Source organism: Falsiporphyromonas endometrii (genome assembly GCF_042654485.1).
In the GTDB taxonomy this organism is placed as follows: Bacteria; Bacteroidota; Bacteroidia; order Bacteroidales; family Porphyromonadaceae; genus Porphyromonas; species Porphyromonas endometrii.
In genome coordinates, this window is sequence record NZ_JBHSGO010000209.1 from 1 (window position 1) to 13,757 (window position 13,757).

At 38.4% G+C, this 13,757-nt stretch carries 8 protein-coding genes; 5 read left to right on the forward strand and 3 right to left on the reverse strand.

Annotation, left to right across the window (positions count from 1 at the left end; genetic code table 11):
* The first annotated feature begins 309 nt into the window (after nt 1-309).
* The 5 genes from htpG (at nt 310) to ACFO3G_RS08340 (ending at nt 10,507) form a co-directional block, all read left to right on the forward strand.
* Nucleotides 310-2,364 (forward strand): molecular chaperone HtpG, encoded by a 2,055-nt coding sequence (htpG, locus tag ACFO3G_RS08320; RefSeq protein ID WP_380079823.1) that lies wholly within the window; start codon nt 310-312, stop codon nt 2,362-2,364.
* 239 nt (nt 2,365-2,603) lie between these two features.
* Nucleotides 2,604-3,914 carry an RIP metalloprotease RseP gene (gene rseP / locus ACFO3G_RS08325; RefSeq protein WP_380079825.1) on the forward strand — a complete coding sequence of 437 codons (1,311 nt, stop codon included), beginning with the start codon at nt 2,604-2,606 and terminating at the stop codon, nt 3,912-3,914.
* A 206-nt stretch (nt 3,915-4,120) separates the two neighbouring features.
* Complete coding sequence (locus ACFO3G_RS08330; RefSeq protein ID WP_380079827.1) at nt 4,121-6,691, forward strand: endonuclease MutS2; 2,571 nt, start codon at nt 4,121-4,123, stop codon at nt 6,689-6,691.
* Between the two features lie 958 nt (nt 6,692-7,649).
* Complete coding sequence (locus ACFO3G_RS08335; RefSeq protein ID WP_380079829.1) at nt 7,650-9,302, forward strand: leucine-rich repeat domain-containing protein; 1,653 nt, start codon at nt 7,650-7,652, stop codon at nt 9,300-9,302.
* 314 nt (nt 9,303-9,616) lie between these two features.
* On the forward strand, nt 9,617-10,507 hold the full coding sequence (locus ACFO3G_RS08340; RefSeq protein ID WP_380079831.1) for a hypothetical protein: 891 nt from the start codon (nt 9,617-9,619) through the stop codon (nt 10,505-10,507).
* Between the two features lie 627 nt (nt 10,508-11,134).
* Here ACFO3G_RS08340 and ACFO3G_RS08345 read toward each other — a convergent pair.
* The 3 genes from ACFO3G_RS08345 to ACFO3G_RS08355 all read right to left on the reverse strand — a co-directional run bounded on the left by ACFO3G_RS08345 (nt 11,135) and on the right by ACFO3G_RS08355 (nt 13,711).
* Entirely contained in the window at nt 11,135-11,449 is a 315-nt protein-coding gene (locus tag ACFO3G_RS08345) for a DUF4491 family protein (RefSeq protein WP_380079833.1), read from the reverse strand.
* A 179-nt stretch (nt 11,450-11,628) separates the two neighbouring features.
* Nucleotides 11,629-12,591, reverse strand: a complete 963-nt coding sequence (locus tag ACFO3G_RS08350; protein ID WP_380079835.1) for a sirohydrochlorin cobaltochelatase — start codon at nt 12,589-12,591, stop codon at nt 11,629-11,631.
* A 121-nt stretch (nt 12,592-12,712) separates the two neighbouring features.
* Nucleotides 12,713-13,711, reverse strand: coding sequence for a YitT family protein (locus ACFO3G_RS08355; protein WP_380079837.1), 999 nt, complete (start codon nt 13,709-13,711; stop codon nt 12,713-12,715).
* Between the last annotated feature and the right edge of the window lie 46 nt (nt 13,712-13,757).

The following is a 13,757-nucleotide window of genomic DNA, read 5'->3' on the forward strand; positions in this document are numbered from 1 at the left end:
TGACAGACAATTCGAAATAATTTCTTTAATTTGTACTTGTGTAAGGTTCATGCTTTTTATCGTTTTTTAGTTTGTAATTTCAAAGATAATAGTCTTGGGTCTTACACACTTTTTTGGGACAGTATCCACTTCTTTTGTATGAAATCAAGTCGAACTTACTTGTGGTGTGCCGAGATGTGATAATGATTGTAAGAGCATTCTTTTTCTTGGTCCCAATCAAGGTATTCGGTTTCAAAGATAAGCTGCAATACATGAGGTGAGTTACAATAGATTTTTAGATAATAAAGAAAGATTAAAACAATAATAACAATGGCAAAAACAGGTCGTATTGGGGTTACAAGCGATAATATATTCCCCGTTATTAAAAAGTTTCTCTACAGTGATCATGATATTTTTTTAAGAGAGCTTGTTTCGAATGCAGTTGATGCAACCAACAAACTCAAGACTCTCTCCAGTAAGGGTGAAGCCAAGGGTGAGTTGGGTGATTTGTCTGTAAGGATAAGTCTTGATCCAAAAGCTAAGACTCTCACAGTCTCTGACCGAGGCATTGGTATGACTCAAGATGAAGTGAATAAGTATATCAATGAGATTGCATTTTCCGGAGCTGAAGAGTTTCTTGAAAAGTACAAGGATGATGCTGCAAGTATCATTGGCCATTTTGGATTAGGCTTCTATTCAGCATTTATGGTTTCTAAAAAGGTTGAAATCTTCACCAAGAGCTATAAAGACAATGCTGAAGGGGTGCATTGGAGTTGTACCGGCGAGCCCGATTATATAATGGAATCCTGTGATAAAGCAGATCGTGGTACAGATATTGTGCTTCATATTGATGATGAAAGTCAAGACTTCCTTCAGAAAGAGAAGATCGATTCTCTTTTGAGAAAGTATTGTCATTTCTTAAATGTTCCAATCATTTTTGGTAAGGAACAGGAATGGAAAGACGGTAAATATGTAGATACCGATAAGGATAATCAAATCAATGATACTGAGCCGCTTTGGACAAAGCAACCGGCGGATTTGAAGGATGAAGATTACAAAAACTTTTATCGTCAGCTTTATCCAATGTCAGACGAACCGCTGTTTTGGATTCATTTGAATGTAGACTATCCGTTTAATCTTACCGGTGTCCTTTACTTCCCAAAGATTCATAATCAGTTTGAACTTCAAAAGAATAAAATTCAGCTTTACTGCAATCAGGTCTTTGTAACGGATGAGGTAGAGGGTATTGTTCCCGAGTTTTTGACACTTCTTCATGGAGTCATCGATAGTCCGGATATTCCATTGAATGTTTCAAGAAGTTACCTTCAGAGTGATGCAAGAGTCAAGAAGATCTCATCTCATATCACAAAGAAGGTTGCTGACAGATTGGAAGAAATCTTTAAGAAGGATCGCTCTACATTCGAAGAGAAGTGGGAAGACCTTAAGATTTTCATTGCTTATGGTATGCTAAGTGATGAGAAGTTTTATGATAGAGCGATGAAGTTCTATCTTTTCAAGGATACAGAAGGTAAGTACTTTACTTATGAAGAGTATAAGCAACTCATCCAATCTGAACAGACTGACAAAGATGATAGAATAGTCTTCCTCTATACCAACTCGCTGGATAAACAATATGCTCATATTAAGAATGTCAAAGACAAGGGGTATAGCGTTTTGGTGATGGATGGACCGCTTGATGTTCCTTGTATGAGTCGTTTTGAACAGAAAAACGAAAAGACTGCTTATGTGAGAGTGGATAGCAGCTCACCCGAGATGCTTATCCAAAAGAAGGATCAAGCACAGGTTGCATTGGATGCAAAGGATGTTGATATGCTCAAAAATATTTTTGAAGGTCACCTGCCTACAATGGAGAAGAAGCATTTCAATATTGTGCCTGAGTCTTTAGGTAAAGATCAGGATGCTGTGACTATTACTCAGGATGAGTTTATGAGGCGTATGCAGGAGATGGCTAAACTTCAACCGGGAATGGGATTCTATGGAGAACTTCCGGAAACATTCAACATTGTCCTTAATACAGACAATGAATTGGTTGATCGTATCCTCAAAGAGGCAAAACAGGCTAACGATGCAACTCTTGATCCGATGCGTAAATCCTTAGAAGAGGCTCAAGCTGAGGTTGACAAAATGGCTAAGGCTCAAGAAGGAAAGAAGGATGAAGAGATTGCTACAGCAGACAAAGAATCTCTTTCTAAGCGCCGTGAAGAGGTCCAAAAGATCAGTACTGAGATCTCGAATAAACTTAAGGAATATGGTAAGGGCAATGATTTGATAGGTCAGTTGCTCGACTTGGCTCTATTGTCGGGTGGTTTGCTTACGGGTGAAGCTTTGGCAAACTTCATTCGCCGTTCTCAGAAACTTCTATAAGATTGAGATGTGACTACCATTCTCAGAAGGTAGTATGACTTGATACAAGGTCTCCTGATCCGGTTAGGATTTGGAGACCTTTCTTTTTTTATATACAAACTCCATTTTACTCTTCAAATTATCCATCCGTTCACAAATTCAGAACAACAGATCGATGTCATACAGGAGTTAAACTGAAAAACTTTCCTTAGTCTGATTCTTGTATCGTATCTTTGCAAACAAAACAGAACAAGTATAATATGGTAATATTGATAAAGCTGCTTCAGCTAATGCTCTCTCTTACAATCTTAGTTGTGATTCACGAATTGGGTCACTTCTCAATGGCTAAGCTTTTTAAGGTGAGGGTAGATAAGTTTTATGTTTTCTTTAATCCGGGCTTTACCTTATTCAAATTTAAGCCTAAGCATTCTGAGACCGAATGGGGTATTGGATGGTTGCCTCTTGGTGGGTATTGCAAACTCAATGGGATGATAGATGAGTCGATGGATACGAATTATCTATCTTCGGAGCCTCAACCCTATGAGTTTAGAGCTAAGCCGGCTTGGCAACGATTTCTTATTATGGTAGCCGGGGTTGTCTTCAATTTTATCTTGGCACTTGTGATTTATTCTGCAGTGGCTTATACATGGGGCGAGTTTAGACTTCCTTCAGATAAAGTTGCATCGGGAATGGTTTTTTCTCCGGCCTCAAAAGCTGTAGGATTTAGAGATGGAGATGTCATATTGGCTGTAAATGGCGAAAAAGCAGATATCCTCAAAAGTGACTTTTATCGTTCTTTTATTCAAGCTCACACCGTTGATATAAGGCGCAATGGAAAAGATACCACTATAGTTATGCCCAAAGATATGATGCTGAGGGTTATGCGTGACGGCCAACCTCCTTTGGCTGTCAGTATGCCTTACATTGTCGATAGTGCTTTGTCTGTGAGTGCCAAAAATTTGGGTCTTGAGCGTGGAGATCAGTTGTTGTCTGTACAGGGTAAAGATATTAAGAATGCAATGGATGCTGTTGCCTTGCTCAAGGAGCACAAGAATGAGACAATTCAAATGCAGTTTTTAAGAGCTAATGATACATTGAATCTCTCTGTACCTATAGACTCTGCCGGTAAAATGGGCGTTTTGCTTCAACCTATTAATAAACATTATCCTATTGAACTTCATAAGTACTCTATTTTGGAGGCAATACCGGCCGGTGTGAATCAAGGTGTTGGCACGATGACCGGATATGTTTCGGACATGAAATATGTCTTTACCAAGGAAGGTGCCGATCAATTAGGTGGATTTGCATCAATCGGTAATCTTTTCCCTTCGATGTGGAATTGGCGTTCGTTTTGGCTTATGACAGCATTCTTAAGTGTTATCTTGGCTGTGATGAATCTTTTGCCTATCCCGGCATTGGATGGAGGACATATAATGTTTTTGTTGTATGAGATGATAACGGGTAAAAAGGTCAGTGAGAAAGTGTTGATTTCAGCGCAGCTTATCGGGCTCTTTTTGCTGTTAGGTCTTATGATCTTTGTTAATGTCAAAGATATTTTCCGATTTATATAGTCTTTGGCTTCTGTTGTTCTATTAACCTTTTAGATAGATGGTATTAGCAAGTGGATTGATAACCTTATGTTGCATCAATTAGGGCTTTTTAAATTAGATAAACCGGGAAGTTTGAAGAGTCTTTACATACATTTTATTGTAGACTTGATAAAGTTTCTAAAGTCAGATGTAAGATAGATATCCATTTGTTAGTTTATTTTGTGCATATGAATAATGTATTTGTTTACCCCGCCACTTTTGAGTCTAAGATTGGTTTCAATGAGATTAGATCTCTTTTGAAAACATATTGTTCCGGATCTTTGGGAAAAGAACAGGTAGACCGGATGCTTGCTCAGTGTGATTATGATCTTTTGACTCAAAAACTGAATGAAGTGTCCGAATTGCTTTTGGCCATAGAGAACGGGGAATCGATGCCATCTATCATAGAGTTGGATGTTAGGGATGCACTTAGACGAATAAGGCCTCAAGGTACTTACCTTCTGGAAGAGGAGCTTTGGCTTATATTACAATCCATGCGATGTGTCTCCGATATTGTTGACTTTGTTAGAATGCACAATTCGGAGGATGAAGATGCTCAAATGCCTTATTTATCAAAGCATTTTGGTGATTGTTTGTCTTGGCCCAAACTGTGCAGAAGAATTGCTTCAATCTTCACTCCACAAAAGCGGATTGCAGATAATGCATCCAGGGAGTTGGCGTCTATAAGGGGTGAGATGGCCTCTTTGGAAAGACAAATGACAAGACTTGTCAATAAAGCTATGGCAAGGGCAAAAGAGAATGGTTTTATGGATGCAGATGCCATGCCGGCGGTAAGGGATGGACGAGTCGTTTTGCCAATCAACCCTTCTCACAAAAGAGCCATACCCGGGATTGTACAAGGAGAATCCATGACCGGTCGGACAGTCTTTATCGAGCCGGCTGAGGTTGTTGAAGCAGGTAATAGGATTTCGGAGCTTGAGGCGGAAGAGAAGAGAGAAATAATACGTATCCTCACATCAGTTACAGATGAAATCAGACCTTTTAGTCATGAGATTATTGATGGTATCGGATATATCTCCGATTTTGATTTCATCTTAGCCAAGGCCAAGTTTGCCGCTAAGTTTGAAGGACGATTGCCAAAACTCTTTGCCAATCAGAGACTTAGTTGGATCAATGCTGTACATCCTATTCTATCCAAATCATTGCAAGAGCATCATAAGGAGGTTGTCCCTCTAAATATTCACCTTGACGAAAAGGAAGGAAGGATATTGGTTATATCAGGACCTAATGCTGGGGGAAAGAGCGTTTGCCTCAAGACTGTGGGGGTTGTGCAGTATATGTTGCAGTGTGGTATGTTGCCCTGTTTGTCGGGAGATTCGGAGATGGGTATCTTTAAGAGCCTGGTTATTGATATAGGGGATGAGCAAAGCATTGAAGATGACTTGAGTACTTATAGCTCGCATCTTAGAAATATGAAAGAGTTTGTAAGAGTAGCCTCACCCAATATGTTGTTCTTGATAGATGAGTTTGGAGGTGGTACGGAGCCTCGTATTGGTGGAGCTATAGCGCAAGCTCTGCTGGGTGAATTTAACAATGCAAAGTCTTGGGGCGTTATAACCACTCACTATCACAATCTAAAGTTGTATGCCGACGATACTCCGGGGCTTATGAATGCAGCCATGCTTTATGACAGGCATCTGATGAAACCTCTTTTTTCTCTTGCTATCGGACGACCGGGTTCTTCTTTTGCAATAGAGATTGCACGCAAAACCGGGCTTCCCGAAAGTGTTATTAGTGTGGCTTCAGAAATAGTAGGGCAGGACTATGCTGATATGGATAAATATCTCCAAGATATTATCAGGGATAAGAGATACTGGGAGCAAAAAAGAAATAAGGCACGAATTGAAGAGAAAAAGCTTAGAGAAACTGTAGAACAGTATTCTAAGCAGTTGGTAGAGTTTCAGTCTCAGCGAAAGCGTTTGTTGAAGGAGGCTGCACACGAGGCTGAAACAATCATTGCCGATTCGAGAAGTCGAATAGAGGCTACGGTCCGTAATATCAAAGAGGCCAATGCCGAGAGGGAAAGTACTCTAAAGGCACGTAAAGAATTGGAAGAGTTTAGAGCAAGACTTTCTCAACTCAGTAAAGAGGAGGAGCAACTTGTCAAAGAAGATAAGTATGATAGGGAATTGGAACGATTGCGACGTCGAAAGGAGAATAAGCGTAGAAGAAAGGAGAAGCAACAGCAACTTGCCTCTCATATCCAATCTGATCAAGAGAGGCCTAAAGAAAAGATTGAGAAGAAAAGGTCATTTGAAGTGGGGGATTGGGTTAAGGTTGACGGACAGAATGCACATGGTAAAGTCTTGGAGATCTCCAACAAGACAGCAACGATTTCGTTGGGTATGCTCAAACTAACGATCTCTAAATCAAAGTTGCATCCTTTAACTGACTCAGAAGAGCAAAAGGTCATAAGAGAAGATTCAAAAATGAGAGATACTCAAGTTGGAAGACAGTCCAACATTATTGAGTCCATTCATAACAAAAGGTTGACTTTTAAGCCGGAACTTGATTTGAGAGGTCATAGGGCCAATGAGGCAGTAGAAGCTGTGTCATATTTTATTGATGAGGCTATACAACTGTCTGTGCCTACCGTGAGAATATTGCACGGAACAGGAAGTGGGGCTCTAAGAGAGGCAGTGAGAGCTTATTTGAGTGGGGTACCTCATGTGGATAGCTATAAGGATGAACATGTAGACTTTGGTGGTGCCGGGATTACGGTAGTTTACTTGAAGTAATTGATTCTGATTATCAATAATATGTGTTTTGCACAGAGCAAAGGTCTGTCTTTAACTGATTATTTGTGGTGAGTATAGGTTCCGAACTCCCTAACCCGGGAATGTCAGTATTTTAGTAGAAGAAAGAGTTGTTTTAGCTCCTTTTTGAGTAGATGTAGTAATGATATTTAATAGATAAAGATTTCTATTTGTGATTATTTCAATCAGCTATAATGGACTCTTGGTGAGTTTGTTTATGATGATTGTCGTGACTGTATTTCTCATTATATCACCAAGGTACATCTTACCATCTTGAAAGAATGAACCTCCAAGAAACATTAAAATCAAGAGTATGCAAAGTAAGATGATTATATCCATGGCCTTTTCCTGATTTTATGGTGTCTATAAGATGCAATAAACCTTTGTCTATTCCAATTTATCTTTTGAAAGATACGATGTGAGCTAAGAGCTGTAAGTGTAAAATTCTATCTATTATGATGCTGCTTTTTCTTGCCTTGAGTGTTTTTCTAAAGTGCCTCTTTTATTTATTGAGATTATTTATCACAAGTTTTGTGCTAAATATAATCTGTTGATATTGTACACCTTGTAGTTTTGACTGTTTAGTGTTTCTCGTATTGCTATGAACGATTTGTCAAAATACTTGTGGTTATATGTCTATTTGCTTAGTAATATATCTTTTGTAAGGAGTTTGTTTCTATAATCAGAAAGATTACCTTTGCTTTAGAAATGGGAGATGGAGCGCCTTTTGGTTACTCTGATTTGTATAAAAATGTATTTCTTTTATGCGATGAATTGCACATGATGTTTTTGTGGTTATTGCAAGTATTTATTGATTTTATACGAATTGAAAACGAATGATCTCCAATAAAATTAGTTAGATGTGTTTCGAGTATTGTGAGAACATCTCTATCCATGATTCACGGAATGAATATTAACAACATAATTAATAAGTATTACTATGAGATTTAAACTACTATGTATTGCCTCTTTGCTTGCATCTGTTTTTGCAGCTAATGCACAAAAGGTTGATGAAAACGGAGTCTTGACAGAGTGCTCTTTTATCTCAGGAGAGTACACTATTCCATCAAATGTCAAAGAAATTGGAGAAGGTGCATTCTTTTACTCTGGAGTGACTAAAGTTACTATTCCTAAGTCTGTTGAGAGAATTGAGAAGTCTGCATTTGGTTATTGCCAGTCTCTTACTGATATTGTTTTTGAAGAGGGTTCGCATTTGAAGACTGTTTGTGATTTAGCTTTCACAGAGTGTATTCAAATAAAGGAGATCGCTTTTCCTAATAGTGTAGACTCTATTGGTCGTAGCGTCTTTACCTTTTGTGATAATCTGGCAAAGGTCACCCTTCCTACAAGTTTGAAGAGACTTTCCTATGGATCATTCTCTTCTTGTGCAGCCTTGAAGAAACTTGATATCCCGGCCTCTGTTAAGGTAATAGAAGATTTTGCTTTCGGTAATTGCACCAATCTTCTTTCGATTAAGCTCGGTCAGCCCGATTCTATTGGTACAAAGGCCTTTTATCACTGTGAGAATCTAACCAGTGTGACGATTCCTAATACAGTAAAAATATTGGGAGATAGTGTTTTCATGAGATGTACTTCACTTGAAAATCTTAATATCCCTGCCTCTGTAGAAAAGATTGGTGATAAGTTATTTGTGAGGACTCCGGATTTTGCAGGTTATACTGTGGATGAGGGCAATGAGCATTTTGTTGCAGATAAAGGCGTGTTGTATTCAAAAGATAAAACGGTGCTTTATGAGTGTCCTCAAACTTACACTTCAGAGATGTTTGAAGTTCCTTCATCTGTAAATACCATCAGACCCATGGCATTTTATGAGTGTATGAATGTCAAAGGAATCAAAATTCCTGACGGTCTTGCCGGTCTTGGTATTGCTGCTTTGGCCAATAATGGTATGACTAAGTTTGATTTTGCAGGTAATGATAAGTATTTCTCTATCCTTGGCAATATATATGTCAAATTGAAAGAGGATAAAGGTCTTGCTTTGTTGGCCATGCCTACTAAATCAGAAGTGGATTCTTTGGTAGTTGCTCCCGGTACTATAATGATTGCAGATATGGTGGCAATGAATAATACAAATTTGAAGAAAGTATATATTCCTGAATCTCTACAATTTGTTGGAGCCAGAGCCTTCTATGGTTGTACCGGTCTTAGTGACATTTATGCATGGCCTAAGAAAGCTCCAAAACTTTTGGAGCAGGCGTTTGCGGAGACTATCTTCCCTAACGTGCAACTTCATGTATATGCAGGATCTGCAGAAAGTTATCAACTCGCTTCATGGCCATTTGCTTACGGAGATGATATAACAGATGAGACTTCTTATCCGGAGGTTTATCCTACCTCTTCTGAATCAATTTCAGATGCTAAGGTTTCTGTAGTTCGCAACGCAGAAGATATTGTTATCAGTGCAAACAAGGAAATTAGATCTGTACATATGTATGGTATGGCCGGAAATATGGAGGTAGCCTTGGAGTCCGTAAATAATAATGTTGCTATATTGCCTGTACCTTCACAAGGTAACATCTATATCGTGAAGATTGTTTTTGCTGATAATTCTTCTGTTGTAAACAAAATCTGAGTCTTTTTGTGGTAATCCATTCTTTGGATTATTGAATAGTAGATATTGTTTACAATCTAACGGCTACTTATTAGGGAGCATCATACTTATGGTGCTCCCTAATTTTTTATGCTCATATTGCTCAACCTAAAAGTTGCTTTGGACTTCGTTGAAACTATGATGAATAGAGGCATCTCTTCTCCTCTTGTCTATTATAATACGTTATAGCCTTAAGTATTTATTGATTGGTACGAAAATATACTAATATTTAGGTATTTAATCATTGTGTGCTTCGTTATATATTTGCATCGAATTTAAATCCAACATTATTAGCTATGAGTACAAAACCTAAATTGCAGTGGTGGAAGTCCATTGCCTCTTTTTTGATTGTCTTATGTACAATGCCACTTGGTCATGCGGCCATGATCTTGATGGAAAAGTTATTGCCTCATTCTTTGTTGCCTACCCTTGCTTTTTTGCTCGGATTTCTGGGTTTCGTAATGGTGGTAATAGGAGTTTTTGCATCTACCGATACCAAGCAGACCCTTTGGGGATTTTTTGGGGGACTGTTGTTTTGGACCGGATGGGTTGAGTTTCTATTCCAATATTATGCCAATCGCTATGGTACTTTACCGGAGATTGTCAATGGAGAGATTGTGACTAAGCCCGAATATTTAATCCTTCCTGCAACATTTGGATTTTGGATGATGTTTATGATGTTATATATTTTTAGTGTCCGTACAGGGTGTGATTTTCTTAATTGGTTGCAAAAGTTTTTCTTCAGAGATAAAAAACCTCGTATCGTGGCACGACCTATGACACGTCATACCAGCATTGTGACATTTATGGAGCTTAATATGATTCTTTGGACAAGCTATCTTTTATTGATGTTTTGTTATGATCCTCGCTTTATAGGAGACCATAGCCCCATCACTTTTGCTGTTGGAATTATCTGTTTTATAGCTTCATTTTTCATCTTTGCCAAGCAACTTCGTTTATCATCCTGGGGCGCCAATATTAGAATGTCTATAGCTACGGTTATTGTCTTTTGGACACCGGTAGAGATATTGGGAAGAGTCAACTTTTTTAACGAGTTTTGGGTGCAGCCTTTGGAGCATATCAAGGAGTTGTCGGTCATATTGGTGGCATTTATAGCACTTGTCGGATACTTCATTTATGTATCCAAAAAAAGAAAACCCGATACTAATTCAGAGAGCGTATTGTAATACCTGTTTTTAGTGCAAAAGGGGCTGTATCAATTGATTGACACAGCCCCTTTTTAGGTGTTTCATAACTCGATGAAAAAACATTCATCTATTATGAAACATCCTATGAGCATAAAGCTCCACCTAACTACTAATCACTAAATCTCTATCTTTACTCAATAAATTCATTTTAGTACAATCCTTTGTCTTCGAAATGCCGTTTGCCCATCTTAAATCCGACTTTGAGTCTGACTCAAGTCGTACTTAAGAATGAGAAACTTAATCTGCCGATCTCACAAATAGTATAAAACAATCAATATCAAACAAGAAATCTACCAATCATCTAATAAAGAGTAGTAATAAGTTATTTGCAAAATAGTAGAGCATCTGAAAAACAAAGATCGCGCAGATTGTGCAAAAGTCTTCACTATCTAAAGATGAAGGCGATACAACAATTCATAAACTACATCAAATGAGTAGCTTTCATTATACTTATCCCTCAAAAAGGGAGCACAAAGGTATACAAAGAATTTAAATCACCAAAGGAAAATGAAGAAAAATTTTATCAAAGATATATCTGTTTGATATACAGGTGAGTATGGTTTAGCTTTTTGAGGTCTTCTAAACGCATATTCGAATAAGCTGCTTTTACTTCAAATTATCTTTCTTGTCAAAGGGGTATGTTCTTTTGGGATTTCTTGGGAACCACCCCTTTTCAACTCGTTTCTCTTGATCGAAAATCTCTTTGATAGTCCAAAAGGATGAAAAAGAGAAGACCCCTAAGATGGCGGAAATCAAGGTGGATCGAATCATAACAGAAATCCCCAAAGTGATGAGCCCCAGAATTAAAAAGATCCACCAAGACTTAGTGCCATAGTAGTATTCCATTTTTACTACAATTGGATGGAACAATCCAATGATCAGGAATGTGATAAGACCTATTAATAATCCTTCAAAATACATTATTAAGCTATTATATAAACCGTGAATTATATTGTTTCTTCGACGCAAATTTAATAATAATACATAATGTATATGAGGAAATTTGACGATTGTTTGACTTAAATATCAGGACTCAGTCTTAGCAACCAAAATTCGGAGTTTTATTGTATGCCCTTCGGAATCCTTATTAGAAGGGTTAGTTACATCTTATCTTTAAGGTGATTGATCCAGACTTGAATAATTTGTTCGTTTTCTGCAAGACCTTCCAGAATGCAATGAGTTTTGTAACCTCTCTTTTTGAGTTGTACAGCCCAACTTTGCTCTTCAATTGGCTTGCCTGGAATATAATTGCCCGCCATGTCATTTTTTGCGTGATCGCCGGCTATACTCATTAGGGGTGCAAGATTGATGGCAGCTCCTTTGTTGGCAGTCATCTCCAAGTATTGCAGCACGGAAGAGAAAAGTAATTTTGTGTAGTCGACGGTACCAATCATAATTCCTTTGTTGAGTGTTTGTAGATACTCATTGAGTTGATCGTACTTGCTGTTTGCATGAGGATAATCGTTGGTGTCGTTGCCATGTCCCATCAGTACAAGATATTCTCCTCTTTGAAGTTTATGTTTGTATTGATTGTAGAGGATGTCTCCTACCGTTTGAATATCCTTATTATCCGACAATAAAGGTTCACTTACCAATATCGGTATTTGGGGATAATCTTTTTTGAACTGAGGCACATATCTGTTTACTATCAACGAATATTCATACCCCGGGATTATGTGTAGTGATTGTACATATATCTTATTATAATCTTCCCGAGCTATTTTGCTAAGACACATATCGGGAGTCTCATATTTTTGCCCCGTTTTGTCTGCCCATCGTTTGATGCAGATTGTTGACGTAAATGCCATATAGATGTCTTTGTCGGGGAATGCTTTAGCAAAGTATGATCTGATCTTTCTAAATGTTTCGTGCGCCTCTTTGTGAGTACTCCCGAAGGTGACGAGAAGTATGGCCTCATGATGTCTTTTTTTGACCTCTTGAGGATTATATATTTGTTTGGCTTTATTTATGTTTTTGCAATTGTTGTTTGTTATGGCGCCGGCAACAAATGGGGCCAACGTCATGGCAAAAAGTATGGCTATTAAAGTATGGATTCTTTTCATATTAGGCTTGAATTAGTAGTGGCTAAAGTAATGTTTTTTGAGATAAAAAAGCTGTGCCAATAGATGATTGACACAGCTTATGTTGGTTCTTTTCAGCTTCAAAGCTGAAGTATATAGGTACTTATTTCTTATCTAAAGCGTCAAATCCCTCTCCGTAGACACCTCTGACCCTGCCTTCAGAAACAAAAGCTTTGGGGTCAATCTTATTGATAATTCTGTAGATAGGTACACTCATGTTTTTGCGAGCAATGACCATCAACACTTTTGCCGGTTTGCGAGAATATCCCCCTTCGGCATTCAATATGGTACATCCACGTCCCAGGCGTTTTGTGATGGCTTCGTTTATTTCTTCATACTTGAGACTAAAGATGAAGAATTGTACAGACTGTCTGTTGCTGTTCATAAAGAAGTCAAGCGTCTGTGCCACCACCACGATTTCTACTACAGAGAAGGCAAGTTTACCAAGTGCTACCGGCCATGGAAATTGTGGTCCCATATAGTGGCTGACCAAGCAACCTGTAGTGATAATACAGCTGTCTACCATAATCATGGCACGACCTAAGCTGACATTTTTGTATTTGTTTATAATGGCAACTACGACGTCAGTACCACCTGTAGACCCATTTACGGAGAATACAAATCCCAATCCTAATCCACAAAGGATAGAACCGATGATAAGAGCTACGAAAGGCTCATTTTGGAGCATAGGTCCTATGTTGTGAACCGAATCTCTGATAAATCCGGGTAGATTGTTGTAGATTTCTAAACCGCGCGTTGTGTCTGTAGGGGTAAATAAAGCTTGACCTACCGGGATAGTTACGGCAAGCATCAATACGCCGATGATAGTTTTGAGAGAAAACTTCCATCCCAAGAAAATTAGTGATATGACAAGAAGTCCTACGTTAATGAGGTTGTAAGGAATCGTTGCCGGAATGTTAGTGGCAATCTGGATGATGGTCGTAATCCCGGCCAGACCTCCGGATGTCACATCTTGGGACAAGATAAAAGCTGTCCATCCTACGGTATACGAAGCAACACCGAGGAAAATGAATAGTAGGTCGCGAAGCAAGAGCATTGTTGATTTCTTCCTTTTAACGACCGGAGTTTTTTCTGCTGTCATTATTATTTATCATTTAGTTTTGTAATTCGTTTTCTATTCAATATTG

Coding starts and splice junctions, on each gene's coding strand:
- htpG (WP_380079823.1), top strand. CDS start 310: ATGGCAAAAACAGGTCGTATTGGGGTTACAAGCGATAATATATTCCCC.
- rseP (WP_380079825.1), top strand. CDS start 2,604: ATGGTAATATTGATAAAGCTGCTTCAGCTAATGCTCTCTCTTACAATC.
- ACFO3G_RS08330 (WP_380079827.1), top strand. CDS start 4,121: ATGAATAATGTATTTGTTTACCCCGCCACTTTTGAGTCTAAGATTGGT.
- ACFO3G_RS08335 (WP_380079829.1), top strand. CDS start 7,650: ATGAGATTTAAACTACTATGTATTGCCTCTTTGCTTGCATCTGTTTTT.
- ACFO3G_RS08340 (WP_380079831.1), top strand. CDS start 9,617: ATGAGTACAAAACCTAAATTGCAGTGGTGGAAGTCCATTGCCTCTTTT.
- ACFO3G_RS08345 (WP_380079833.1), bottom strand. CDS start 11,449: ATGTATTTTGAAGGATTATTAATAGGTCTTATCACATTCCTGATCATT.
- ACFO3G_RS08350 (WP_380079835.1), bottom strand. CDS start 12,591: ATGAAAAGAATCCATACTTTAATAGCCATACTTTTTGCCATGACGTTG.
- ACFO3G_RS08355 (WP_380079837.1), bottom strand. CDS start 13,711: ATGACAGCAGAAAAAACTCCGGTCGTTAAAAGGAAGAAATCAACAATG.